This window comes from Pedobacter nanyangensis (genome assembly GCF_003313505.1).
GTDB lineage: Bacteria > Bacteroidota > Bacteroidia > Sphingobacteriales > Sphingobacteriaceae > Pedobacter > Pedobacter nanyangensis.
This window is the reverse complement of record NZ_QMHO01000003.1, coordinates 496,409-523,085: the sequence shown is the minus strand read 5'-3', so window position 1 is coordinate 523,085 and position 26,677 is coordinate 496,409. Positions and strand designations below refer to the sequence as shown.

General features: G+C 41.6%; 24 protein-coding genes and 1 tRNA gene. 19 read left to right on the top strand and 6 right to left on the bottom strand.

The genetic code is table 11. The features are described from left to right. Positions 1-52: 52 nt before the first annotated feature. From DUT71_RS08290 to fabG, 8 genes are all read left to right on the top strand, one after another. The gene (locus DUT71_RS08290; RefSeq protein ID WP_113662054.1) at positions 53-1,069 is read left to right on the top strand and encodes an asparaginase; all 1,017 of its coding nucleotides are present in this window, start codon (positions 53-55) and stop codon (positions 1,067-1,069) included. A 216-nt stretch (positions 1,070-1,285) separates the two neighbouring features. Beyond that, positions 1,286-2,701 carry an MBL fold metallo-hydrolase gene (locus tag DUT71_RS08285; RefSeq protein WP_113662053.1) on the top strand — a complete coding sequence of 472 codons (1,416 nt, stop codon included), beginning with the start codon at positions 1,286-1,288 and terminating at the stop codon, positions 2,699-2,701. A gap of 97 nt (positions 2,702-2,798) precedes the next feature. Beyond that, a complete protein-coding gene (locus DUT71_RS08280; RefSeq protein WP_113662052.1) occupies positions 2,799-3,779 on the top strand; it encodes a YpdA family putative bacillithiol disulfide reductase in 981 nt (326 codons plus the stop codon). 57 nt (positions 3,780-3,836) lie between these two features. Then, positions 3,837-4,049, top strand: coding sequence for a hypothetical protein (locus tag DUT71_RS08275; protein ID WP_205313879.1), 213 nt, complete (start codon positions 3,837-3,839; stop codon positions 4,047-4,049). A gap of 96 nt (positions 4,050-4,145) precedes the next feature. Beyond that, complete coding sequence (locus DUT71_RS08270; RefSeq protein ID WP_113662050.1) at positions 4,146-5,021, top strand: carbon-nitrogen hydrolase; 876 nt, start codon at positions 4,146-4,148, stop codon at positions 5,019-5,021. A 110-nt stretch (positions 5,022-5,131) separates the two neighbouring features. Next, positions 5,132-5,485: a four helix bundle protein gene (locus tag DUT71_RS08265; protein ID WP_113662049.1), complete on the top strand. Its 354-nt coding sequence runs from the start codon at positions 5,132-5,134 to the stop codon at positions 5,483-5,485. After that, positions 5,485-6,606, top strand: a complete 1,122-nt coding sequence (locus tag DUT71_RS08260; RefSeq protein WP_113662048.1) for an agmatine deiminase family protein — start codon at positions 5,485-5,487, stop codon at positions 6,604-6,606. The genes DUT71_RS08265 and DUT71_RS08260 overlap by 1 nt, the downstream gene beginning before the upstream one ends. Positions 6,607-6,699: 93 nt before the next feature. Beyond that, positions 6,700-7,443: a 3-oxoacyl-[acyl-carrier-protein] reductase gene (fabG, locus tag DUT71_RS08255; RefSeq protein ID WP_113662047.1), complete on the top strand. Its 744-nt coding sequence runs from the start codon at positions 6,700-6,702 to the stop codon at positions 7,441-7,443. A 48-nt stretch (positions 7,444-7,491) separates the two neighbouring features. Here the strand turns inward: fabG and DUT71_RS08250 are convergent, their stop codons facing one another. Continuing rightward, entirely contained in the window at positions 7,492-8,229 is a 738-nt protein-coding gene (locus DUT71_RS08250; RefSeq protein ID WP_113662046.1) for a L,D-transpeptidase family protein, read from the bottom strand. 529 nt (positions 8,230-8,758) lie between these two features. Between DUT71_RS08250 and DUT71_RS08240 the strand changes: the two genes are divergently transcribed. After that, on the top strand, positions 8,759-10,843 hold the full coding sequence (locus DUT71_RS08240) for a vWA domain-containing protein (protein WP_113662044.1): 2,085 nt from the start codon (positions 8,759-8,761) through the stop codon (positions 10,841-10,843). Positions 10,844-10,845: 2 nt separating this feature from the next. Beyond that, positions 10,846-11,457, top strand: coding sequence for a trimeric intracellular cation channel family protein (locus DUT71_RS08235; protein ID WP_113662043.1), 612 nt, complete (start codon positions 10,846-10,848; stop codon positions 11,455-11,457). A 439-nt stretch (positions 11,458-11,896) separates the two neighbouring features. On the opposite strand, the gene DUT71_RS08230 is transcribed toward DUT71_RS08235, so the two are convergent. From DUT71_RS08230 to eno, 3 genes are all read right to left on the bottom strand, one after another. After that, positions 11,897-12,397, bottom strand: a complete 501-nt coding sequence (locus DUT71_RS08230) for a hypothetical protein (RefSeq protein ID WP_113662042.1) — start codon at positions 12,395-12,397, stop codon at positions 11,897-11,899. A 40-nt stretch (positions 12,398-12,437) separates the two neighbouring features. Then, on the bottom strand, positions 12,438-12,737 hold the full coding sequence (locus DUT71_RS08225) for an FtsB family cell division protein (RefSeq protein ID WP_113662041.1): 300 nt from the start codon (positions 12,735-12,737) through the stop codon (positions 12,438-12,440). A gap of 248 nt (positions 12,738-12,985) precedes the next feature. Then, positions 12,986-14,281 (bottom strand): phosphopyruvate hydratase, encoded by a 1,296-nt coding sequence (gene eno / locus DUT71_RS08220; protein ID WP_113662040.1) that lies wholly within the window; start codon positions 14,279-14,281, stop codon positions 12,986-12,988. 412 nt (positions 14,282-14,693) lie between these two features. Here eno and DUT71_RS08215 point away from each other — a divergent pair, with 412 nt between their 5' ends. The 3 genes from DUT71_RS08215 to DUT71_RS08205 all read left to right on the top strand — a co-directional run bounded on the left by DUT71_RS08215 (position 14,694) and on the right by DUT71_RS08205 (position 16,490). After that, positions 14,694-15,041 (top strand): hypothetical protein, encoded by a 348-nt coding sequence (locus tag DUT71_RS08215; protein WP_113662039.1) that lies wholly within the window; start codon positions 14,694-14,696, stop codon positions 15,039-15,041. Between the two features lie 49 nt (positions 15,042-15,090). After that, positions 15,091-15,825, top strand: a complete 735-nt coding sequence (locus tag DUT71_RS08210; RefSeq protein ID WP_113662038.1) for an SDR family NAD(P)-dependent oxidoreductase — start codon at positions 15,091-15,093, stop codon at positions 15,823-15,825. A 203-nt stretch (positions 15,826-16,028) separates the two neighbouring features. Further along, positions 16,029-16,490 (top strand): hypothetical protein, encoded by a 462-nt coding sequence (locus tag DUT71_RS08205; RefSeq protein WP_162795983.1) that lies wholly within the window; start codon positions 16,029-16,031, stop codon positions 16,488-16,490. A gap of 294 nt (positions 16,491-16,784) precedes the next feature. On the opposite strand, the gene DUT71_RS08200 is transcribed toward DUT71_RS08205, so the two are convergent. Continuing rightward, positions 16,785-17,471, bottom strand: coding sequence for an RluA family pseudouridine synthase (locus DUT71_RS08200; RefSeq protein WP_113662036.1), 687 nt, complete (start codon positions 17,469-17,471; stop codon positions 16,785-16,787). Between the two features lie 213 nt (positions 17,472-17,684). Next, positions 17,685-18,500 carry a 3-methyl-2-oxobutanoate hydroxymethyltransferase gene (gene panB / locus DUT71_RS08195; protein ID WP_113662035.1) on the bottom strand — a complete coding sequence of 272 codons (816 nt, stop codon included), beginning with the start codon at positions 18,498-18,500 and terminating at the stop codon, positions 17,685-17,687. 317 nt (positions 18,501-18,817) lie between these two features. Here panB and carA point away from each other — a divergent pair, with 317 nt between their 5' ends. The 6 genes from carA (at position 18,818) to DUT71_RS08160 (ending at position 26,676) form a co-directional block, all read left to right on the top strand. After that, positions 18,818-19,930 (top strand): glutamine-hydrolyzing carbamoyl-phosphate synthase small subunit, encoded by a 1,113-nt coding sequence (carA, locus tag DUT71_RS08190; protein WP_113662034.1) that lies wholly within the window; start codon positions 18,818-18,820, stop codon positions 19,928-19,930. A 230-nt stretch (positions 19,931-20,160) separates the two neighbouring features. Continuing rightward, positions 20,161-20,925 carry an ABC transporter ATP-binding protein gene (locus tag DUT71_RS08185; RefSeq protein WP_113662033.1) on the top strand — a complete coding sequence of 255 codons (765 nt, stop codon included), beginning with the start codon at positions 20,161-20,163 and terminating at the stop codon, positions 20,923-20,925. Positions 20,926-20,972: 47 nt separating this feature from the next. Then, complete coding sequence (locus DUT71_RS08180) at positions 20,973-22,106, top strand: ABC transporter permease (RefSeq protein ID WP_113662032.1); 1,134 nt, start codon at positions 20,973-20,975, stop codon at positions 22,104-22,106. 64 nt (positions 22,107-22,170) lie between these two features. Next, the gene (locus tag DUT71_RS08175) at positions 22,171-22,731 is read left to right on the top strand and encodes an NADPH-dependent FMN reductase (RefSeq protein WP_113662031.1); all 561 of its coding nucleotides are present in this window, start codon (positions 22,171-22,173) and stop codon (positions 22,729-22,731) included. A gap of 120 nt (positions 22,732-22,851) precedes the next feature. Continuing rightward, positions 22,852-22,925: transfer RNA gene (locus DUT71_RS08170), tRNA-Pro, on the top strand. Positions 22,926-23,547: 622 nt separating this feature from the next. Next, entirely contained in the window at positions 23,548-26,676 is a 3,129-nt protein-coding gene (locus tag DUT71_RS08160) for a SusC/RagA family TonB-linked outer membrane protein (protein WP_240186881.1), read from the top strand. Position 26,677: the final 1 nt, after the last annotated feature.

Sequence of the window (26,677 nt, the reverse complement as noted above, 5' to 3'; positions counted from 1 at the left end):
AAGCTCTGCGATTGTTACTTAATTTGTAAAACAAAACCATAGCTGTACTTTAATGACCAAGATACTAATCATCTACACTGGTGGTACCATAGGAATGGTAAATGATGCCACAACCGGAGCGCTAGTTCCATTCGATTTTGAGCAAATTAAGGACAATGTTCCCGAACTTGCCCGGTTAAATTATCAGCTATCTGTACATTCATTTACGCCAATTATTGACTCCTCGAATATGCATCCCAGCCATTGGAATGCGATTGCCCAACTCGTTAAGGACAACTACGAAGGGTTTGATGGTTTTGTGATCTTACATGGATCAGATACCATGTCCTTTACGGCATCGGCATTAAGCTTTATGCTTAAAAACTTAGCTAAGCCTGTAATTTTAACCGGTTCGCAATTACCTATCGGCGAAATTAGGACTGATGCCAAGGAGAACCTGATTACTGCATTAGAAATTGCCGCAACCAAAGCCAATGGAAAAGCGGTTGTGCCTGAAGTATGTATCTATTTCGATAATCAGTTATTTAGAGGTAATCGATCTATTAAATTCAATACGGAAAAATTCGAAGCATTCCGCTCGCCCAACTATCCAATTTTGGCCGAAGCAGGAGTGCAGCTTACCTTCTTCCATAAAGAAATTTTGCCTGTTCCAACAGCACCTTTTTATATCCAGACTAAATTTGACGCCAATATTGGCGTGTTGAAAGCTTATCCCGGAATGACAGAAGAAGTGGTAATGGCGGTCACCAAATCAAAAGTAAAAGCTATTGTGCTAGAAACTTTTGGCTCGGGCAATACCACCACAGAAAAGTGGTTTATCCATGCATTAGCGCAAGCCATCAAAGACGGTAAAATTATCGTTGATATCTCGCAATGCTTAAGAGGATCGGTGCAATTAGGAATGTATGAAACCAGTAGTGAGCTCAAAAAAATGGGTGTGCTGAGTGGTTATGACATGACTTTTGAAACTGCCGTAACCAAGTTGATGTATCTTTTGGGCGCTGATTTGAGTGCCGAAGAAATTAAGCAGCAAATGGAAACTCCTATTGCGGGAGAGTTAACTAACTAACATGCCATTGGCATTTAAGGTTGTTTTGCGCTTTAACCCCATTGGCAGCAACAGTGGCTGCTTAGTGCATTATCCTTCACCATTCTGTCAGTCTTTCATACGCTCAAAAGTAAAACTTCTGCAATTATGATCGTTGTCATACCACAAACAAAGCATTAATGCTATTTTTGTTGAGGATTGGCAGGTAAATTGCTCACCTAACTTATACTTATAGAAATGAAGATAGAACAAATTTACACTGGATGTTTGGCTGAGGCGGCCTATTACGTTGAGAGCAATGGCGAAGCTGCCATTATTGACCCGCTCCGAGAAGTAGAGCCCTATTTGATGAAAGCATCGCAAAACGGAGCTAAAATAAAGTACATCTTCGAAACCCATTTCCATGCTGATTTTGTATCAGGCCATGTAGATTTGGCAGAGAAATCAGGTGCAACAATTGTTTACGGGCCAACCGCAACTACTTCTTTTAAAGCGCATATTGCTACCGATGGAGAACAGTTTAAAATAGGTGAACTTACCATTACCGCCTTGCATACTCCTGGGCATACACTTGAATCAACCACTTATTTGTTGACCGATGCCCAAGGCAAAAACCATTGTATTTTTACGGGCGATACCCTTTTTATTGGTGATGTAGGTAGGCCAGATTTGGCGCAAAAAGGAACCCTCACCATGGACGATCTTGCGGGTTTGCTTTACGATTCGCTGAATGAAAAAATCAAGCCTTTGGCTGACGAGGTGATCGTTTACCCTGGCCACGGCGCCGGATCAGCTTGTGGTAAAAACATGAGCAAGGAAACGTTTGATACCTTAGGCCACCAAAAGCAGGTGAATTATGCTTTAAAAGCCGAAACTAAAGCGCAGTTTATCAAAGAAGTAACCGACGGTATTTTGCCCCCTCCACAATATTTTGCCAAAAATGCAGCCATGAACAAAGGTGGGTACGAAAGTATCGACGAAGTTTATCAAAAAGGACTTAACCCACTCTCGCCGCAAGCTTTTGAGGATTTGGCAAACCAAAGTGGCGCATTAATGCTCGACACACGCGATCCACAGGTTTTTGCGCAAGCTTTTGTACCTAATGCCATTAATATTGGCTTAAATGGCCAGTTTGCACCGTGGGTAGGTGCGCTAATTCCTGATTTAAAACAAAATATTTTGTTGATTACCGATGAGGGAAGGGCCGAAGAAGCGATTACCCGTTTGGCTCGTGTAGGTTACGACAATACCATTGGGTATTTGGATGGCGGTATGCAGGCATGGAAAGATGCCGGTAAGCAAACTGACCAAGTAACTTCTGTTTCAGCAAGTGAATTTGAGCAAGCCTATCAGGAAAACCCGGAAATTTTAGCACTTGACGTGCGTAAGCCCGGAGAGTACGAGTCGGAGCATTTGGAGTTTAGCCATTCACGTCCGTTGGATTATATTAACGATTGGACAGCTGAAATAGATGGTAATAAAACCTATTATATCCACTGTGCTGGCGGCTATCGGTCTATGATCGCGGCTTCTATCCTGAAAGCCCGTGGTATAGATCAGGTGATAGATGTTGCCGGTGGCTATGGCGCAATCAAAAATACATCGTTGAAACGTACAGATTTTGTTTGCCCAAGCAAGCTGGCTAAAGCTTAAGCTATCTCGTTATTACCACACGTTTTGGCAATTGCAACAAAGTATTTCTTTATGAAGACAGTTTGCTGATACAGGTTTAATTTTAAAGAATCATCACTTGGCAACATCAGAAAAACAACATTTTGAGGTTTTAATTATTGGTGCCGGGCCCATAGGTTTAGCCTGTGGAATAGAAGCGCAAAAAGCAGGAAAAAGCTACGCCATTATTGATAAGGGCACTTTGGTGAACAGTTTGTACAACTATCCCGTGTTCATGACTTTCTTTTCTACTTCGGAACGTTTGGAAATTGGTGGGGTGCCTTTTGTAAGCATTAGCCCAAAGCCAAACCGAAACGAAGCGTTAGAATATTACAGGCGTGTAACCGAAAAATTCCAGCTGAACGTAAAGCTGTTTGAGGAGGTGTTGAGCTGCCAAAAACAGGTAGATGATTTGTTCCATGTGGAGACTTCTAAAACAAATTACCAAGCTGAGCATGTAATCATTGCTACCGGTTTTTACGATGTGCCAAATTTGATGGACATCCCGGGCGAAGATTTGCCGAAAGTTACTCACTATTATAAAGATCCCCACTACTATGCTTTTAGCAAGATTTTGGTGGTTGGGGCCAACAACTCCTCTGTGGATGTTGCTTTAGAAACTTATCGTAAAGGTGCTGAGGTAACGATGGTTGTTCGTGGTGGCGATATTGGGCCGAACGTGAAATACTGGGTGCGTCCAGATATTGAAAACCGTATCAAAGAAGGTTCCATCAAAGCCTATTTCGAAAGCAAATTAAAAAAGATAAAGGAACAAACTGTTGTTATTGCTACACCTGAAGGAGAGATAGAGATAGAAAATGATTTTGTGGCCGCCATGACAGGTTATCGGCCTGATTTTAAGTTTCTGCTGAAACTGGGCGTTGCTTTGGATGAGAATCAAACCCCAGCCTATCATCCTGAGACCATGGAAACCAATATTCACGGCTTATACCTGGCAGGCGTAGTTTGTGGAGGCATGGACACGCATAAGTGGTTTATTGAGAATTCTCGTGCTCATGCAGCGCAGATCATGAAGGATATTGTTGCTAAAACTAGCTAGTGCAGTTTGAAAACTTAAATGCCCGGTAGTTTGTGCGAGAAATTTAGCCAATTTTTGATGCGCCACTTCATGTGGGATACGAAGCAAATAACGATGTTGGTAAACGGGATTGCAGCGGAAATACTTTTTGTGGCAGGTACCATACAACAAGCCCGTAGGTACGGGGTTGGCGCAGTGCCGTTGGCAAAAAGATTGCAGCGTAAAGCCCGGCTGTTGGAAGTGCTTTGTACTGGCTTTGCTTTTCTAAAAAATATCGACGTTTTTGCCTAACTTTGCGGCTCGAAAATGGTTTAAGGTATAAGGTTTAGGGTGTAAGGTTGGAGATCGTGTCTCAAATCTTATATCCCGATACTCAAATCTAAGAATATGAGCAAAGTAAAAGTAGGTATGGTGCAGATGAGCTGTACCGCCGATAAGCAAGAAAATTTAGATAAAGCGATTGTAAAAGTGAGGGAAGCTGCTGCAAAGGGCGCCCAAATTGTATGTTTACAAGAGCTTTTTACCTCGTTGTATTTTTGCGATGTAGAGGATTACGATAATTTTGATTTGGCGGAGGCTATTCCAGGACCATCTACCGACGCCTTGCAAACGGTTGCCAAAGAGCTTGGCGTGGTAATTATTGCTTCGTTGTTCGAAAAAAGAGCCGAAGGTTTGTACCATAACACTACTGCCGTTTTAGATGCCGACGGTTCTTATTTGGGCAAATACCGTAAAATGCACATCCCTGATGACCCGGCTTATTACGAGAAATTTTATTTTACTCCTGGCGACCTGGGCTATAAGGTTTTCCAAACCAAGTTTGCCAAAATAGGTGTCTTAATTTGTTGGGACCAATGGTATCCCGAGGCCTCGCGTATTACCGCTTTAATGGGCGCCGAAATTATGTTTTATCCAACGGCCATTGGCTGGGACACTACACAGGACGAAGAGACCAATAAAGATCAGTACAACGCTTGGCAAACGATCCAACGCTCGCACTCAGTGGCTAACGGCTTGCCTGTAATTAGTGTGAATCGTGTAGGTTTTGAGCAAGAAGGACGTATGAAATTTTGGGGGGGTAGTTTCGCAACCAATGCACAAGGTAAGTTGTTGTATTTGGCTTCGCACGATGAAGAAGAAACTGAAGTAGTGGATATTGACCTTACGCAAAGCGATTATATCCGTAAACACTGGCCTTTTTTAAGGGATAGAAGGATTGATTCTTACCAGCCAATTACCAAGAGGTTTATCGACGAAGATTAGTTTTTAAGTCGGGAAGATGATAGTCAGGAAGTCCGAAAGATTATAGTCGGGAAGTCTGAAAGAGTTTTTCAAGACAAAGTTGTATCTTCATTTCATCTAAAATACAACCTATGTCATTTAAATTTGAAAAACTAAAAGTCTGGCAAAAAGCTTTGGACTTAGCTGACGAGATTGACCAATTGACTAAGACATTTCCTAGAGAAGAAATTTATATCCTAAACTCGCAAATAAAAAGAGCTGCAGACTCCATTTCGCTAAATATTGCAGAAGGAAGCACAGGACAAAGTAATGCTGAATTTATAAGATTTCTGCGTTACGCATTAAGGTCTGATATTGAAGTTGTTGGTTGTTTGCATCTCGCTAAAAGAAGAAAATATATATTAGAGGACCGTTTTACGGAACTTTATTCAGCTTGTGAAGAAGTTCTTGTAATGATAAATGGTCTTATAAAATCATTAAGCTAATGTCCGATAAAGCACATCATAAATCTAATACAGCTAGTCTTTCAAAATCTCACACTTCCAGACTTTCTGACTTTCCGACTTTCCAATTTTCTGAAACACCGAAAGCAAAAGGCTACGCATTTCCCGCAGAATGGGCTAAGCACGAGGCAACTTGGTTAAGCTGGCCACATAAGGAAGCTTCATGGCCTGGGAAAATAGAAACTATTTACGAGCCTTACTGCTTGTTCATTAAGGCGGTTGCCAAAGGTGAAAAAGTGCGTATTAACGTAAAGGACGAGGAAATGAAAGCCTTTGCCGTATCGCAACTGGAAAGGGTACGAGCCGATTTAGGTCAGATAGAGTTTTATTTTAACGAAACCAACGATGCTTGGTGCCGTGACCATGGACCTGCTTTTGTGTTAAAAGGAAATGAGAAAGCGGTGGTAGATTGGGGCTATAATGCTTGGGGAGATAAATATCCTCCCTACGACTTGGATGATGTAGTGCCCACCAAAATAGCTAAGCATTTCAACTTGCCATTATTTACGCCTGACATTGTGATGGAAGGCGGTTCGGTGGAGTTTAATGGTGCTGGAACTATTTTAACGAGCGAAGCCTGCCTGCTGAACGAGAATAGAAACCCTCATTTAACCAAAGCGCAAATAGAAACCTATTTGATGGAATTCTATGGGGCATCACAAATTTTATGGGTGGGCGATGGTATTGTAGGCGATGATACCGACGGCCATATTGATGATATTACTCGTTTTGTAAATGAAGATACGGTGCTTACCGTGGTAGAAAGCAATCCTTTAGATGAAAACTACTTGCTATTGAAAGAAAACTTGGAGCGTTTAAAGGAAATGACCTTGTTGGATGGCAGAAAGTTGAACATCATTGAACTGCCAATGCCTTCGCCAGTGATTTATGAAGATACCAGATTACCTGCCTCATATGCCAATTTTTACATTGCAAATGCTGCGGTAGTTGTCCCAACTTTCAGAGACGTAAACGATAAAATTGCTTTGGAAATTATACAAAAAGCATTTCCAGACCGTGAGGTAATTGGGATTGATTCGACAGATATTATTTGGGGCTTGGGTAGCTTCCATTGCTTAAGCCAACAAGAGCCAGCAGTTTAGTTGGTTACTGCCCGAAAGCAATTAAGCAATACAACAATTGAACAATTTGTTAACTTTACGATATAAATTATCACAACTATACACATTTCATAAATGAAATTATTAGAAGGAAAAACAGCACTGGTAACGGGTGCATCAAAAGGAATAGGTAGAAAAATTGCCGAAGAATTTGCAAAACAAGGCGCTAATGTTGCTTTTACCTACTTGTCATCAGTAGAAAAAGGACAAGCTTTGGAACAAGAATTACAAAGCTTTGGAACCCAGGTAAAGGGATACCGTTCTGATGCCTCTAAATTTGACCAGGCAGAGCAATTGATCAACGACATCGTTGCTGATTTTGGAACGATCGATATTGTGGTAAACAACGCCGGCATTACCAAAGACGGCTTGTTGATGCGCATGAGTGAAGAAAACTGGGACGATGTGATGAACGTTAACCTGAAATCGGTATTTAACGTAACCAAAGCTGCTTCTAAAGTGATGATGAAAAACCGTAAAGGTGTTTTCATTAACATGAGCTCGGTAGTTGGCGTACAAGGTAATGCCGGACAAGCTAACTACGCTGCTTCTAAAGCCGGAATTATTGGTTTCACTAAATCGGTGGCTAAAGAATTAGGTTCTCGTAATATCCGTGCCAATGTAGTGGCACCAGGCTTCATCAAAACAGAAATGACCGAAGTACTAGATCCTGCCGTAGTTGCGGGTTGGGAAAAAGATATCCCCTTGAAACGTGCCGGAGAAACAGAAGATATCGCCAATGTCTGCGTCTTTTTAGCGTCGGATATGAGTGCATACGTAACCGGGCAAACACTTTCTGTTTGTGGCGGTATGTTATAAGATTAAGGAATAAAGCGCAAAGAATAAGGCCTTCCAGTTGGAGGGCTTTTATTTTACCACATAATTTCCACCAACTTGGCTCACCTTAGGCAAGGTCTTGTGTTGCATAAAATACAGATAGCCTGCTTGGAGCGTTTTCCATAATGCCAAATTTTGAGGGTATTTTGGTCCGTATTTTTCTAAGTTTGCCTTGGTCATCCTGAAAGGGAAGATATGGACAGGGATTTGCGTTTGCCCTTTATCCTTAGCTTCCATGGCCAACAAATACACCTCCTTTATTTTATCATCCGTTAAAGGAATACAGCCCACCGTAACACAATCTCCGTGGATGTAAATATCTCCCCCAGTTTTTCGATCTTTTCCTGTTCTGGCTTTGTCCACTTCATTTGGGTAATCAACACCCAGCGATAAATGAAAGTTACTCATCGGGTTAAACACATTAATGTAGTAATAACCCTCAGGTGTTTGTAGGTCGCCTTCCATAATCTTTGGCCCCAAAATCCCTGAGTGGGCACAAAAAGCATAGGTTTTAAATAAAGTAAAAGCCAATTGGTTTTGCGCCCTTAGCCATAATTCTACCTTGCCCTCAGCCTTAAAAGCAGCAATATACAGTTGATAACCTTTATCAAAACCTGCTTGCTTTAACTCCTTTTCCAAAAAGGCCCACTTCAGGTCATAAGCAGCCTTCACCCGTTCAAATTTTAGCTGCTGTTGTTTAAAGCCTTTTTGTGCAGAAGTAGAGAAGCCCATGAGAATAAACAAAGTAAAAGCAATAAATAGTTTCATTTTCGCCCGTTGATTTGTATGCAATTTACAATTTTAGTTGTTTGGTTGTTTAGTTTTTTGGTTGGAACTCCCGCTAAGTCTTTGCCCCTTACGCCTTGCCCTTTTGTTCCGCTCTTTACTCCTTTTTGTATGTCTGTCCCTCATCTTCTTAAGCCCAAGAGTAACTTTTAGTTTCTGAAGCGCAATATCCAGGCTGCTATCCTCCGCCAGTCCAGCTTTACGCTCCAATCTTTTTGTTCCAGCACGGTCCTCCCGAACCCGCCAGGTGATGCCGCATCGGCAACAAATGCGTCGATAAACTCCGCATCGCACGACACAAAAAACAGCACAACAAAAAGTATTTCCGCTGCAATCTGGGCTATTGAACCAAAAACACTGCACAGCAGTCCCAAGCCTTTGCACCTTGTTTAAACCTTGAGGCGTTTAAAAACTTGCAAGGTTTCCAATATAACTTTACGTTTTGCTACTCGTTCTTTTTTACTTTTCCCTTTTAACTTTTGACTTAATGTAGCATCTTTACGGTAAGCGTATGGCAAATTTTCTGTCTTTTTCAACTCTTCTTACTTTTGTGGGCTGTATGGGCCTAGGTGCGCTGTATGCTTGGGTGTTGTACGGCAGCAATAAAAGCCTACCTAAAAAAACGCGTGATATTTTAGCTTTGGCAAGAACCTTGGCCGTAGCCACACTTGCCTTTTTGATATTTGCGCCTTTAGTACGCAGAGTAAGCCACACCCCCCAAAAGCCGGTAATTATTATTGCCAATGACAACTCTATTTCCATAAAGGCCATAGAGCCAAGCGGGTTTAATGCCAAAAAATATGAAAACGATTTAAAAACCTTAGCTGCCAAGCTTGCGGAAAGGTACGAAGTGAAAACTTATACCTTCGGCGACAGTGTAAAATCGGGCCTTGAATTTACGGGCAACCATCAGGTAACCAATGGTACCGCCTTGGTTAATCGGTTAAATGATGAACTGCTGAACCGAAATGTAGGTGCCATTATCATCGCTAGCGACGGTATTTTCAACAGGGGAGGCAACCCTTTATACGAACTGAACAAAATAAAAGCACCTGTTTATACCATTGCCCTTGGCGATACCATCCCCAAAAGAGATGTACTGGTGGCTAACGTTAACTATAACAATATCGTTTATTTGGATAATGAATTCACCTTGGATATACAGGTACAGGCGTTCGAAAGTAAAGGCGAAAGCACCAAATTAACCATTCTGGAAAACGGAAAGCAAGTTGCAGAACAAACCATCAAAATCAATAGTCCTGGTTTTGTGAAAGATGTGCAAGTGAAGCTAAAAGCACACAAAGTGGGCATACACCGATATGCCATTAACTTAGGTACGGTTAAAAACGAAATTACAACCAAAAATAACAGCCAAACTATTTTTGTGGAGGTAATAGATGGCAGACAGAAAATCCTGTTGGCTTCGGCATCGGCACATCCAGATTTGGCCACTTTAAAACAGGCCATCGAACTTAACCAGCATTATGAAGCTGACCTAGCGCTAGCCGAAGAAATAGAAAAAGTAGATCTGTCCAAGTACAGTTTGGCAATCCTTTATCAACTGCCGGCAACAAGCTATTCGGCAAGTTCGTTAATAAGCAAGTTGCGCGAGCAAAAAGTGGCTACCTGGTATATTGTAGGAGCACAAAGTAACCTTGCTGCCTTTGATCAAATTCAGCAACAGGTAAGCTTTGCCAGATCCAGCGGTAGTTTACAAGAGGTTTTTCCTTATTATCAAGACAGTTTCACCAGCTATAACCTTCAGGCCGAGGCCTTAAAACAACTTGAAAACTATGACCCATTGCAGATTCCCTTTGCAAATATGATGGTTAAGGGAAACTACACTGCGGTATTAAACCAGCGTATTGGCAAAGTAAACACCCAAAGCCCAATGCTGTTTTTTGCCGAGGAAAATGGTAAAAAGCTGGGATTTTTAATTGGCGAGGGACTTTGGAAATGGAAACTGGAAGAAGCTAAAAACGAAAACAGCTATCCTTTGGTAGCCGAACTGATTGCCAAAACCGTACAATATTTATCAGTAAAGGATGATAAAAGAAAGTTTAAGGTTTATACCAGTAAAAGCACTTTCGAAGAAAATGAGCGTGTAGTGCTTAATGCAACCCTGTACAACGATGCTTTTGAACCAGTAAACACTCCTGAAGTAAAGGTACAACTGAAAAATACAGGCGGTAAAGTGTACAACTATACGTTCTCGAAAATGGGTAGCGGATATCAGTTGGATGCCGGAAACTTACCTCAGGGCAATTATTCTTATGTGGCCTCTACCAGTTTGGGTGAGAAGCAATATACTGCAAACGGCGCATTTTTTGTGAATGCCATGATCAGCGAATACCAGCAAACTACCGCTAATCACCAGCTGTTAAATACCATGTCGCAGCAAACACGAGGCAACATGTATATGCCGGCCAACTTGCTGGATATTGCAAATGAACTGGAGAAAAGTGGTCAGGTAAAAACCATCAGCTACGAAGACAGAAGATATGAAGAGGTGATTAATCTCAAATGGATTTTTGCACTCATCTTAGTTTTATTAAGTGCAGAATGGTTTTTTAGGAAACGTAACGGCGAAGCATAGTCATGAACATCGACACCACCGACATTATTGAGGTATTGGGTACCGTTGCTTTTGCCATATCGGGTACTTTTGCCGCGGTGCAAAAGCGTTTGGATCCTTTCGGAGTACTGATTATTGCCTTTGTAACCTCCATAGGCGGAGGTACGGTTAGGGACTTGCTATTGGGCGATACTCCCGTAGCTTGGATGCGTGACGTGAACTACTGCCTGCTCATTTTGGTAACCTCTATCCTAACTTTGTTTTTTAAGCACCACATCAAAAAGTTTAAGGTCACCCTGTTTTTGTTCGACTCCCTGGGCCTTGGCCTATTTACCTTGGTGGGCGTTCAAAAAGGAATAGTTTTTGGTTTGGAACCTGGAATGTGCGTAGCCTTGGGAACCATTACTGGATGTTTTGGGGGAATTATCCGCGACACCTTGTTAAACACCATTCCGCTTATTTTTAGAAAAGAAATTTATGCCACGGCCTGTATCGCTGGTGGTGCATTATATTTTGGCCTGCTCTATTTCGGCTTAGCAGCTGATATTGCTAAAATAGCAGTGATTGTATTTATTGTTACCCTTAGAATTTTAGTGGTAAGGTATAAACTGGCTTTACCAAGGTTTGGTTATTAACACAGTTCCTTCATTTTGTACAATAGCCTATAAACGTAGCCTAACAAAGTTAAGGCTGCTAAAGTGGTCATGTAAACATCCGAAGTTTTCTAAACTTCGTATCTCTTATAAAGTCGAAACAACTCTTTTCCTGGGCTTGGGCTGGTAAACTCGAGATGACGACATAGGAGCTGTAATGAGTTTGAACAAAAATCCGAAGGATTTCAATAGCTATAGCACTAACCATCAAAAAAGCATACGACTCCTACGGAGTCGCATCAGTATCAGTCAGTTATTTTATAGAGATTTGACCTCATCGAGGTCTTTAAGGGAAATATGATGAAATTTCAAGATCTTTTTTCCCAAAAGATTGGGACTACGCAGCAGAAATGTCGGAATGCAAGTTTGAGAGAGCAAAAATAAGTGCTAGATTATAAAAGAACAGAAGGATCCAGATCAGCTATGGGTAAAGATATTCCTTCAGTTTGCCATTTTCAGAAGCATCATATAGCTGCCACAATTCTTTAGGCCAAGTTTTTTTATCGCTTTCCTGATATAAATACGGCAAAACCAATTGCATGGCACCCAGCGCTTGTTGTTGCTTGCCTTTCTCGGTGGGGTTAGCTAAAGAGAATTTGGTTAGCGCCGCCATGTACATCAACAAAAAGTCGGCATTTGTACTAAAAAAATTGGTTTCCCTTTCCTCCAGGTAAAAAACATAATCCGGCGTGCCGTTCATCCAATCTACCAAGAAATTACCGGCATCATTCCTGTCCCTGTTCTTTTTTTGCATGGGTGTTCTAAAGAGATAGTCAACAACCTTGCTAACAGTTGATTCCGCATGTTTATAGCTTGCCCGTTTGTTCAGTTTTACATTTTTAAGGTTGGGGAGCTCCTGCGCGAAACTAAAGCTGGCTTGCAGGGGGAAAAAAAGGAAAATAAGCAACAAGGTTTTCCTCATGGGCTTGGAGATATTTTAGGCCTAAAATAGCAAAAAGTGATTACTTTTTTGCTTCTTCCCTAACAATTACAAAAACATCTTCATTTGCTTTTTTCATGAAGTATTTTTCCCGGGCAAATTTCTCAGCACTGTTTAAATTGCTGTCCAATTCCTTTAGGTCCTTCTTTACCAAAGCAGTTTCCTTGGCATAAAAATCTTTTTCTTGCTGCAGCTTTTTAACCTGAACGCTATACTCGTATTGCGCTATAATATCATTTTTATCAAAAAACAACATCCATACTGCAAATGCGGCTATGGCAATGAAATATTTGTTGCGGAAAAGATCTATTAATCGCCTCATTCTTTAGGAAAATAGTCATTGCGGGGCACGAAGCAATCTCAAAGTTTTGGCCTGTAGCGATAAAGATAGCGCCGTGCCCCGCAATGACGGGTAAATATAAAAAAACATCCGAAGTTTTTAAATCTTCGGATGTTTTACAAATGGATTTTATTAACACTCCAACTCCTAAAGGGGCTCATATGATGTGTAGTAACTATCTTAACATCATTGGCCGTGTTGGTAAAATCCCCTTTTAGGGAACTTAGCGGTTATTTCTTTGCGAATTTGAAGTTTTTGCCGATGAATTTTGCGGCATCACCAAGTTCTTCCTCTATGCGCAACAATTGGTTGTATTTTGCGATCCTATCAGAACGAGAAGCAGAACCGGTTTTGATTTGTCCACAGTTTAAGGCAACGGCCAAATCAGCAATGGTAGTATCTTCTGTTTCGCCTGAGCGGTGGCTCATTACCGAAGTATAACCGTTGGTTTGAGCCAGGCTAACCGCATTGATGGTTTCTGTTAATGAACCAATTTGGTTTACTTTTACCAAAATTGAGTTGGCAGTGTCAGTATCAATCCCTTGTTGTAAACGTTTTACATTGGTTACGAACAAGTCATCACCTACTAGCTGCACGGTAGCGCCAACTTTTTCAGTTAATTCTTTCCAGCCATCCCAGTCATTTTCATCCATGCCATCTTCAATAGAGATGATGGGATATTTTTGGGTCAATTCTGCCAAATACGAAGCTTGTTCAGAGCTGCTGCGCACAGCACCTTTGTCGCCCTCAAATTTGGTGTAGTCGTATTTTCCATCTTTGTAGAACTCAGACGAAGCACAGTCAAGGGCTAAGCAAATATCAGCTCCTGGTTTGTAGCCAGCTTTTTCAATTGCTTTTAGCACGGTTTCGATGGCATCTTCAGTTCCTTCAAAAGTAGGTGCGAAACCGCCTTCGTCACCTACAGCAGTTGATAAGCCCCTGTCGTGCAGAATAGCTTTCAGGTTATGGAAAACCTCAGTGCCCCAACGCAAAGCTTCAGAAAAAGAAGGTGCCCCTACAGGCATGATCATGAACTCCTGGAAAGCAATAGGCGCATCAGAGTGCGAACCACCATTGATGATGTTCATCATCGGGATGGGTAAAGTGTTGGCATTAACACCGCCAATATAACGATATAGAGGTTGGCGGCTCTCTTTGGCTGCAGCTTTGGCTACGGCTAAGGAAACACCTAATATGGCATTAGCTCCTAAATTTCCCTTGTTTTCGGTGCCATCTAGGTCTATCATTAATTTGTCGATTAAATTCTGTTCAAAAACATCAACTCCTTGCAAAGCTTGGGCAATTTTGGTGTTTACGTTCTCTACCGCTTTTAAAACACCCTTTCCTAAGTAGGTTTTCTTGTCACCATCACGTAATTCAACCGCTTCATATTGACCTGTACTTGCGCCAGATGGAACTGCCGCACGGCCCATAAAACCGTTTTCTGTCATTACCTCAACTTCAATTGTTGGATTGCCTCGCGAATCGAGGATTTGTCTTGCATGGACATCAATTATTAAACTCATTTTATACTTGTTTTGAATTAAAAATACCCTTAGTGTAAAAAGTACAATTAGTTAGGGGTTTTTCAAAGTTATAACATTTTTTAAACTTACCTACCAATTGGCTATATTTTTTATGGGAGCAGGGGGCACAAAAAAGGCAGTCACTGATAAAGTAAACTGCCAAATACATAGGTAGAAGAAATAATGTTGTAGGACTTAAAATAGCCTATTATGGTGTAGTTTTGCTCAATTTTAAGGGCCAAATTAACCATTTGTTGAAGCAGCAAACGATTGATGATACAAAAATGGCTCTCCAAAAAGGAATACTCGGATAATAACCGTTTATAAACGCTTATATTCGAATAAACCCTCTTATCAGCTTTCTACACCAAAATTTATTCGTAGTTTTATTATGTAAAAACCGATAAAGCCTATGATTCGATTTTGCTTAGACTGCCATACCGAGATTAGAGGCCGTGCTGATAAAAAGTTTTGTGATGACCAATGCAGGAACAATTACAATAACAAGCGCAAAAGCGTGGACGGCGAATTTGTAAGGAAAATAAATCAAGTATTGAACAAGAACAGAAAACTTCTACGAGAGGAATCCAATAATGGAAAAACTAGCGTAAAAAGGGACAGCTTGGTAAAAAAGGGATTTGATTTTGACTATCATACACACCATCACCTTTCTGATACTGGGAAAGTTTATATTTTCTGCTATGAGTTTGGCTATACCTTGGCCGGAGATGATGAAATTATGCTAATGAAAAAGGAATAATTCATCAGCATTTGCCGAGGTTTCCTAACTTTGGGGAAATGGCCTGTTAATGGAACAAATTTTAATTATTACTGGGGGTAGCAGGGGAATAGGGAAAGGAATTATTCTGGCTTATTTGGGCAGGGGAGCGCGTGTTTTTTCGTTAGCAAGAAGCATAGATGCTGAACTTAGTACTAAAGGGGTTACGCAAATATCGCTAGACCTTACCCAAACCCATAAAGTTGAACAAGAACTTGCGGCTGTTTTTGAGCTGTTTAGCGCCCATGATGTTTCCAAAATTACGCTTGTTAACAATGCCGGAACATTGGGCCAAATTGGACCATTGGAGAAATTGGAACCAGAAGTGGTTGAGCAGGTTTTTAAGCTAAACACCATGGTCCCTTATATGCTTAGCGCCGCCTTCATTAGGCTTACCAATAACCTGCCTGCGGCGAAATCAATTCTGAATATCAGCTCTGGTGCAGCCCTGAAGCCTTATTACGGTTGGTCAACTTACTGTGGAAGTAAGGCAGCCTTAAATATGCTCACACAAAGTTTGGCACTGGAGCAACAGGATGTGGCTAACGGAGTAAAGGTGCTGGCCATTGCCCCTGGGGTAGTGGATACCGATATGCAGACGCAAATTCGTAAAACTGATAAAGATGATTTTAAAGATGTGGGACGATTTGTGGCCTTGAAAACTGATGGCGGGCTGAATAATGCTGTTTCGGTTGGAGAAAGGATCTGCCAAATGGATCATGACCAAACCATTGCCAGCGGCTCTATTTTGAGGGTGGAAAAGTAATTAATCGGGGTTTGGACAGATGTATGTGCCTATTTAAACACCGCATTGTTGTGTTCGATTAACGAAGGGCGGGCGTTTAAATGGTATTATGTTTTTATACCCAGCTAAGGTGCCCAGATCATAAAGCTACCTCACATTTAAAAAACCTCTTGAAACATTTTACAACCTTTTGGTGTTCTTTAAATCAGCTAAAACTGAGATAGATGATGAAAGTTGTAATTGGATTGTTCATGCTCGCTTGTTTGGGTGCATGTACGCAAACTACTAAAGTTACGGGCGACCAAGCACAAACAGACTCGGCCACCAATATTCCTGTTGCCGAACAAAGCTGCTACGTGTACACTAAGGGGAAAGATACCGCCGAACTTACTTTGATGACCACAGGGATTGTTTCAACTGGCGAATTGAAATACAAATGGTTTGAAAAGGATCAAAATATGGGCACAATAGAAGGGGAAATGCACGGAGATACCTTGATTGCCACTTATACCTTTAATTCAGAAGGGCAAAAATCAGTGCGGCAAGTGGCGTTTCTTAAAAAAGGCAACCAGCTTTTAGAAGGCTTTGGCGAGATAGAGGAAAAGGATGGGCAAACCCGCTTCAAAGACCTCAAGAAAATAGATTTTAGCCAAGCCTTGGTGTTTGAAAAAATTGCTTGCAAGTAGGCTGCCCTAAGCAGCAATAGCGGATGTTGCTAGGATTTTAATATTGCCAGGTTAAATTGCTTGCGCCAATTATCATGTTACGGGTATATGTGTTGGTTAAGCTAGCAGCGGCTTTGATGTTTAAAGACATTTGCTCAATTTTCACGCTTTGCGAGGAACAAAGCAATCTGAACGGAGCTGATTGGGGTTTATCATGCCATTTACTTTGCGATAACTTAATTTTTGGTGCGTATTAGGGCTATCGCTTCCTCAAAGCTCATCTGTTCAATTTCTTTGTCCTTTTTTAAATGTGGTTTAAAATTTCTCAAATTTTTCCCAAAAACCATCTTTAGGGAGCTTGGCAAATATTTTTACAGGCTCTTTTTTAACGGGATGGATAAATTCCAGCTGGCGTGCGTGTAAGCAAATACTGCCTTTTTTACTGCCACGAGGATAGCCATATTTATTGTCGCCTACAATAGGGCAGCCCATATTGGAAAGTTGTACCCTAATTTGGTGTGAACGTCCGGTAAGTGGGTTTACCCTTAGTAAATAATAGCCATCCAGTTCTGCCAACAATTGATAGTCGAGCTCGCAGTATTGGCTTCCTTTTACCTGATGGTCGTATGCCGTAACTACATTTTTTTTGGGGTTTTTAATGAGCCAATCTACCAGTTTGCCTTGCGGTTTGGCAGGTTTTTTTCGCACTACGGCGAAATAGGTTTTCTTGATTTCGCGGTTTTTGAAGATGGCATTCATCCTGTCCAAGGCTTTACTGGTTTTGGCAAAGAGGATGAGACCGCTTACGGGCCTGTCTAGGCGATGTACCACGCCCAAAAATGCCCCTCCTGGTTTATCGTATTTGGCGGCGAGGTATTTTTTTACCTGTTCGTCCAAGGGCTCATCGCCAGTTTCGTCAACTTGTACAATATCTCCGGCTCTTTTATTAACGGCAATTAAATGATTGTCTTCGTAAAGGATATCTGCGTCAGTAATGGCCATTTTATTGGTTGGGGATTAGTCGTTTGTTTTTAGTAGTGGTTTTTGTGGGATAAACCCGATTGTAGTGGAAACACTTTTTGTGGTATCCTTCGATAGACTTAGGATGGCAATCACAAAAAGGTTGGAACAAAAAGCGGGGCTGATTTAACCGATGAGCATGAAATTGCTTTTCTGAAAAGTCTTTATTGCTTGCTTTTTGTTCCTTTATCCAGTTTAATATTGCTCTTTTTCGTTGGGGAAATCGTTGGCTTTTACATCGCTGATGTAAGATTGTGCCGCTTCTTTGATGCCTTCGTACAGGTTAAGGTACTGTCGTAGAAAGCGGGGCCTGAAACCTTTGGTTAAGCCAATCATGTCGTTTACCACCAATACCTGTCCGTCGCAATGGGGGCCAGCGCCAATGCCAATGGTCGGGATTTGTAGGCTTTCTGTGGCTTCTTTGGCCAGTTTAGCGGGGATTTTTTCGAGTACGATGCTGAAACACCCGGCTTGCTGTAGGGCCAGCACGTCTGTTTTGAGTTTATTGGCTTCGGCTTCGTCCTTGGCTCGTACGGTATAAGTTCCAAATTTATAGATGGATTGCGGGGTGAGCCCCAGGTGCCCCATTACCGGAATGCCTGCGGTAATGATGCGCTGAACGGATTCGACAATTTCTACTCCGCCTTCGAGCTTTACGCCATGTGCACCAGATTCTTTCATGATGCGGATGGCCGAGTTGAGCGCTTCCTTGGAGTTGCCTTGATAGGAGCCAAAAGGGAGGTCGACTACCACAAAGGCTCTATGTGCTCCACGCACCACTGATTGGGCGTGGTAGATCATTTGATCGAGGGTAATGGGCAAGGTGGTTTCGTGCCCGGCCATTACGTTAGAAGCCGAGTCGCCCACTAATAAAACATCTAGGCCGGCGTCATCTAAAATGGTGGCCATGGAATAGTCGTAAGCGGTAAGCATGGCAATTTTTTCTTTGCGCTGCTTCATCTCCTGTAAAATATGCGTGGTTACACGCTTTATTTCTTTGTTTACCGACATGATTTTTGTTTTAGTGTACACAAAATTAGGGTTTATTATTTGGAATAAAGAACAAGGATTAAAGAACAAAGCATAACAATTTAATGAGTTTTGAGTGTAGATGCTGGCCGTGCCAAAAAACCAGCCAACTAAAAAACCAAGCGGCGACTAAATTTTTTGAAAAAAATCTTGAAAAAACCATGTAAAAGACATACCTTTGTACTCCGAAATGAGAGAGTTCAAACAGCAGGTTTTATCATCTAGGAAAAGCGGTATGTCCGTTAAAAACTCTCTTTCTTTATTGTCTTTTTTTATCCCCAATTTTTATTGTAATTTAAATGACTAACTACACTAAGTTACCAGCGATTTTGTTATTGGCCGATGGCACCGTTTTTTATGGCAAGGCTGCTGGAAAAATAGGAACTACTACTGGTGAGATCTGCTTCAACACAGGCATGACAGGTTATCAGGAAGTTTTTACGGATCCTTCTTATTTCGGGCAAATTATGGTAACTACCAATGCGCATATTGGTAATTACGGGATGCACCGTGATGAGGTGGAGTCTGACGGGATTAAAATTGCGGGTTTGGTCTGCAAAAATTACAACATCAACTATTCAAGAAAACAAGCTTCGGAGTCGATCCAGGATAGTTTCGAGAGCGAAAATATTGTAGGTATTTCTGACATTGATACACGAGCTTTGGTACGTCACATCCGTAACAAGGGAGCAATGAATGCCATCATCTCTTCGGAAATTACGGATTTGCAAGAGTTGAGGAAAAAATTGGAAGAGGTGCCGCCGATGGATGGTTTGGAACTTTCGTCGGTAGTTAGTACCAAAGAAGCCTACTACTATGGTAATCCTGAGGCGCCAGTTAAAGTGGCTGCTTTGGATCTGGGCATCAAAAAGAATATCCTTCGCAATTTTGACGACAGAGAAATTTACGTAAAGGTATTCCCTGCCAAAACTACTTTCGAAGAAATGAATGCTTGGGGCGCTGATGGCTACTTCATTTCAAATGGCCCTGGCGACCCTAGTGCAATGCCTTATGCGATTGAAACGGTAAAAGCAATTTTAGCGGCTGATAAACCCATGTTTGGGATTTGTTTAGGTCACCAGTTGTTGGCCGAGGCTAACGGTATTGGTACCATGAAAATGTTTAACGGTCACCGTGGTTTAAACCACCCGGTTAAAAATATCATTAAAAACCACTGCGAGGTAACTTCTCAAAACCACGGTTTTGGGGTAATTCCTGAAGAGGTTAAACAATCGGACAAAGTGGAAATTACCCACGTGAACTTGAACGACGACTCGATTGAAGGCATCCGCGTGAAAGGCAAAAGAGCTTTTTCAGTACAGTACCATCCAGAGAGCTCACCAGGCCCACACGATTCTCGTTATCTTTTTGATGACTTTTTGAGCATGATCAAAGGCGATTTAGTTTGGTAAGAAGAGGTTAGCGGGTAGAAGGCCGAAGGTATAAGGCATTTACCATATCAAATAATAAGAGGATGTTTGTTCAGCAAGCATCCTTTTTGGTTTGAAGGAGTTCCTAAATAACGTAAACAACCAAAACAAAACAACCAATTGCCGAGCTAATTCATCATTTCATCCTCATAATCATTCCAATTAGCGGAAAAACATTTAGCGTTTAGCGCAAGCTTCTTACTTTTATACTGATGACAGACAGAAAAGCAATTATTAGCGTAAGCAACTTAGTAAAGCATTACGACGACTTCAAAGCGGTGCAAGGGCTTTCGTTTGATGTTTATGAAAACGAAATATTTGGTTTACTGGGGCCTAACGGCGCTGGTAAAACTACCACCTTGGAAATTATAGAGACTTTGCGCAGCAAAACCAGTGGCGAGGTAACCGTTGATGGCTTGAACATTGATACCAATGCCAGCGCCATTAAGCAAATTATAGGCGTGCAATTACAAGCTGCAGGTTATTACCCCAATTTGAATTTGGTAGAGCTTTTGGAGCTTTTTGCAGGATTGTACGGTGTAGATATTAGCCCAATGGAGATGTTGGCCAAAGTGAATTTGCAGGATAAGGCCAAGGCGAAATATAAAGAACTTTCTGGCGGACAGAAACAGCGTTTCTCTATTGCCACTACACTCATCAATTCGCCAAAGATTATCTTTTTGGATGAGCCTACTACGGGATTGGATCCGCAGGCCCGCAGAAATTTATGGGACTTGATCAGCGAAATCCGTAACAGTGGCACTACGGTAGTGCTAACTACGCATTACATGGACGAGGCCGAACAGTTGTGCGATAGGGTAGCTTTTGTGGAGGCTGGAAAGATTATCGCCTTGGATACACCAGATCAATTGATCGATAATTTAATTGCCAGCGGTTTCGAACGTAAGAAAGAAGTGAAAGCTGCCAATTTGGAAGATGTTTTCATTAACCTTACGGGCAAAGAGTGGAGAGAATAAACCCCTAAATCCCCTAATGGGGACTTTTAATATACAAACTTATAATCATGAAGACTAATATAGAAGATAAAAAACCAAACTCCCATTCAGGGGCTGGGGGGTACAATCATACAAAAGCTACCTTGGCCTTGGCCAAAGCAAGTTTCCGGTCTATTACCCGTAGTCCTTCGGCGGTGATTTTTACACTCGCTTTCCCTTTGATATTCATCGTTGTGTTTGGTTTTATTGGCGGTGGCGGCATAAAGCTGGATGTTGCCGTTGCGCCTGGTTCTGATTTGAACAATCCCGTGATTGTTGCCTTGGAAAAAACAAGCGTAATTCGTTTAACCAAAAACGATACGCAAGAAAATATTGATAAAAACTTAGAAAAAGGGGCTTACGATGCCTTGATTAGCGTAGAGAAAAACCCTAATGGTTTGCCTGCGTATTTTACCAACGTGAAATATACTTCGGCTTCGTTAACCAATGGCAATGTGCTGCGCTCGGTACTGAATGATATTGCCCAGCAATTAAACACGGTGAACCAAAAGCCAGCCGTTACCGAAATTAGGGCAACAACCATTACTGGCAGATTACATCGTACCATTGACTTTATTTTACCTGGACAGCTAGGTTTTTCGCTATTGAGCACAGGGGTGTTTGGTACGGCATTTATCTTTTTTGCCTTAAGACAAAACCTGGTGATCAAACGTTTTTTTGCTACACCTGTGAGGCGCTCAAGTATTGTGCTAGGTGAAGCCATTGCCCGTATTGGCTTTGCGCTATTAGGTGCGTTGTTCATCATCCTCATTGGGCATTTTTGTTTCCAATTTACCTTGATTAATGGGGCGCTCACGGTATTTAACATGCTGGTGTTGGCCACTATCGGGGTAATTGTGTTTATGGGTTTTGGTTTTGTGGTATCTGGTTTGGCTAAAAGCGAAAGCACCATTCCGCCAATTTCCAACATCATTACCTTGCCGCAGTTTTTATTATCGGGTACTTTCTTTTCCATTAATGCCTTTCCGGCATGGTTACAGCCTATTAGCAGGGCCTTGCCTTTAACTTACTTGAATGATGCGATGCGTAAGGTAGCTTTTGAGGGGGCTAACCTTTGGGACGTAAGGCAGCAGATATTGATCATGTTGCTTTGGGGCATAGGAATTTACGCTGTGGCAGTAAAAACTTTTAAGTGGGAGTAAGTTTTATCAAACAACCCATGGGATATTTGGTTAAATTAGCGGTATACTGTTAATTCAAAATCAAATGTCGAAAATTGCCATTATTTCAGCGAGTGTTAGGAGAGGGCGTAAAAGTCATAGTGTTGCCTTGTATTTTAAACGTTTTTTAGAAGATAGGCAACTGGCGGAAGTGGCCATCTTAGATTTGGATGCTTATGATTTCCCTATTTTTGAGGAGAGATTACGCTTTATTGAAAATCCTACAGCGCAGATGTTGTCGTTTGCCAAGCAGATTGAAGAAGCCACTGGGGTAATTATTGTTACTCCTGAATATAACGGCGGTTATCCTGCAAGTTTAAAGAATGTGATTGATTTGCTATATGCGGAGTGGAAACGCAAGCCTATCGCTATTGCCACGGTTTCGGCAGGTGCTTTTGGGGGAGCCCAGGTGATTACTTCGCTGCAGTTCAGTTTATGGAAAATAGGTGCTTTAATGGTTCCGGCCATGTTCCCGGTACCTACTATTGATAAGGCCTTTAACGAAGAGGGTGTGCCTGCAGATCCAGAAGCAATGGATAAGAAGGCTGGCGTTTTTATCCATGAACTGTTGTATTGGATTAAGGCCAAACAAAGGGCAGAGGCTTAAAAAATGCTTTTGGATAAAACATTTTTTAAAATCGTTTGCTTGGTGTTTTAAAATGTTTATCTTTGCAGCCTCGTCAAGAAATCCTAGGATTAAATGAGAGGAAAAAGGTGATACCACCATCGGGGTGTAGCGTAGCCCGGTATCGCGCCACATTTGGGATGTGGAGGTCGTAGGTTCGAATCCTGCCACCCCGACACAGACGACAGTCGATCAAACCCTTCAGATTCACCATCTGGAGGGTTTTTTGTTTAATTGCATTTTAACGGAAATGCAAAAAGCAGTATTTAATTCTTCCCATTTGGGATATGTTCCATGGAAACGGTAGTCGGTTTTCGAATATCTTTTGTAGGATCAATGATGATCTGCCCATCCGGACGCATATCTGTCAAATCAACTTTTAGTTGTAACAAGTACAACTTTTTTTAGCGCAGATGTAGCAGTTTAACCATCAGCTAAATATAAATCATCCCTTCCCCCAATTACAAGAGAGGTTGAACCATGATAGGAATTGGCACTAAACGGGAGAAATTTAGGGCACTTATCAGCTTTATTGCAAAGCTTGTTGGTTGTTTGTTGGCTTCCTAAAGATGAGTATGCCAAAATTGTTGAATAATTCGCCAATTAAAATAGCCGTTAATCTGTGCTTTATCATTTACTTGCAGATACCAAATTTAAACTTAAAAGATATGAAAGTACAGACCCACTCATGGCCTCCTGGCTATTTGCGCCCTACCTGTCCAATTTCAATGGTAAACCGTTGCAATGATTGGCAAACCAACCAAGATTTTATTTCTGTTAATTTAAATTGATTCATATATGAAAGGAAAATTTACCCAAAGTTTCTCTATATGGGCTGTTTCGATGAAATGTGCAATCATGATAGGATTATGCGCATTGGTCAATCTGAACGTATCGGCTCAAAATCAAAACCAAATAAAGGTTAGTGGAACGGTTAAAGATGCCGCTGGCGCAAGTTTGCCAGGCGTAAGCATTAAAATTAAAAATTTAGCTGGCGGGGCAATGAGCGACGGTGACGGAAAGTACACTATTACAGTGGCCAAAGACGCTACTTTAGTATTCAGCTTAATTGGCTACGCTACCGTTGAAAAATCTGTAAACAATTCAGTGCTGAACGTAGTACTACAGGAGTCGGCCAATGAGCTTAATGAAGTGGTCATCAGCACTGGTTTTGGCGGAAAAGTAAGAAAAAGTGATTTGACCTCTGCCGTATCCTCCGTTTCTTCAAAAGATATCGAACAAAGGCAACCGGTTGATTTGTTAACTGCTTTGCAAGGCAAGGCCTCAGGGGTATTGGTAACTACCGATGGTGCCCCTGGCGCCGAAGGTACCATTCAAATTAGAGGGGTAACTACCTTAAACGGAGGTGCTGGGCCACTTTATGTGGTTGATGGGGTAATTACCGATAATGGTAGAAATATTAACCCCTTGGATATTGCAAGTGTAGAGATTTTAAAAGATGCGGCATCGGCCTCCATTTACGGGGCACAAGCAGCCAATGGCGTGATTTTAATTACCACCAAAAAAGGTGCCGATGGTAAGGCGAAGTTTGAGGCACAATACACCCACCTTTTTGGCAAGCTTGCCCATAAATTGCCGCAAAGTAATTCCGCAGAAGTAAGGGCTTTCCGTAGATTACAAGCCCCCACAAATCCCACTGCGGGAAGCAATGCCGATTCGCTAAATATCGCTTTAAATGCCGATAATGATTTACAGGATATATTGTTGGGCAACACCGGACACCGCCAACAGGTAAATACCAGTTTATCCGGCGCTTCTAAAACCTTTAATTTCTATGCCAGCGTAAACTACATCAACGATAAATCCATCGTGGTCAACAGTAATGCACAATCATTGCAGTCGAGGTTAAATATTTCTTATCAGGCCATGCCTAAATTGAAATACACGGCCAATGTTTCGTTGTATTACCAAATGAAAAACGAAATCCCGATTGCTAGAACGGTGAACGTTATTTTTGATCGACCAGCTTACTCCTTAATTTACTATCCGGACGGAACTTTGACGAGTTATATCGCTTCTAAAAGAAATCCTTTGGCCAATGCTTTGTACGAAATCAATAAAACAGAAACCTATTCGGCCCAAGTGAACAACCAAGTTGATTTTGATTTGACCAAGCATATCAAGTGGACTACGCTTTTCAATTTAGCTTACGAAAATCCGCAAAGTACTTTCTTTTCCCCACGTTATGTAAGCGCTAATAAAAATACAAATAATGGGATCAATGAGATGAAAAATAGCTTTAGATACGAGGCTCAAACGTATTTTAACTATAACCAAAGTTTTAACGACCATAATATTAGTGCAACCTTAGGTGCAAATGCTATTCGCAGAAAACAAAATACTTTTCACTTAGAGTACTTAAACTCGGTGAGTGAGGAAATTTACGTGGCACTTCCTGCTTTCTTAACCGCCATCAACACTTATACCAATGGTACGGCCAATACAAATCAGGCTATTTTTGCGAGGGTGAATTATAACTACAAGGGCAAATACATTGCCAGTGCAGTGTATCGTAATGATGGCTCTTCTAGATTTAGTCCCGAAAATAAAAGAGGGTCTTTCTATTCAGGCTCTTTGGCATGGCGTTTTTCTGCGGAGCAATTTATGGGATGGTCTAACAAGTTTTTGGATGACGCAAAACTTCGTGCAAGTTACGGACGGGTAGGTAATGACCAGATTGAAGACTACGGCTTTATCAATAAAATTGTTTTTGATGCCAGCTACAACGGCGTTCCAGGGGCTACTTATAGTACCACGCTTGGCAATAGTTTGATCAGGTGGGAAACAGGAATCCAGACCAACTTGGGATTAGACCTTGCTTTCTTTAAAGGCAGGTTGTCTTTTACAGGTGAGGTGTACGAAAAACGATCGAAAGATTTGCTATATCCACGTCAGCTGGTAAAAGAAACAGGTTTCTCTACGGTAATTGTAAACGTGGGAACCATTGCCAGCAAAGGGCTTGAGCTATCCGTTTCCGGAACCCCAATTTCAAAAAAGAACTTCCAATGGAGTGTTGATGCCAATATCTATTTCGAAAGAGGTACCATTAAAGACCTAGCTGGCGCAGGTTCATTTGTTGCTGGTAACAAATGGTATGTACAAGAGGGTGGAAAAATTGGTGATTTTTACGGATGGAAGAATTTAGGAGTTTATCAATGGAATGAATCTAACGCTTATAACGATAACTGGGAAAAACTGACAGTTGTTTTAGGACCTGATAATAAGCCATTGTATGTGAACGGAAAAGCACAATATACCTTTAACGGAAAACCTTATACGGGTACCGTACACAACATGTACGATCCGGGAGGTAAACTGGTGGGTGGCGATACCGAATGGGCAAACATACAGCGTGACAGTTTAATTGACGATGGTGATCGCCATGTAATTGGTAATGCACAGCCTAAATACAATTTGGGTATTGGAAACAATTTTACCTACAAGCAGTTCACCTTCAATATTTTGTTTAACGCTTCTGTAGGCGGGCAAGTGTATAACACCTTGTTATACAATGCCAATAACCCATCGGCAACCGGGCCGGGTAATCCAGACGTTTTATATAACTCGTGGCAAAAGCCAGGCGATATTGCTAAATATCCTTATTACCCTAACCGAGCAAGCCGCGGAAATTTAAAACAACACGGCAACAGTGCTTACCTGGAGGATGCCACTTTTATAAGGCTTGCCAGTATGAGGCTTGCCTATAGTTTGGATGCTAAAACAGCTAAAAAATTGGGCATGAGTAGGGTAAGTGCATTTGTTTACGGTACCAATGTGGTAACGTGGACAAACTACAGAGGCTACGATCCAGAATTTAGTACCAGGAACCCGCTTACCCCAGGAGATGATACGGGTAGGTATCCAAGAAGAAGAGAATTAGGTTTGGGTTTAAATATTACTTTATAAG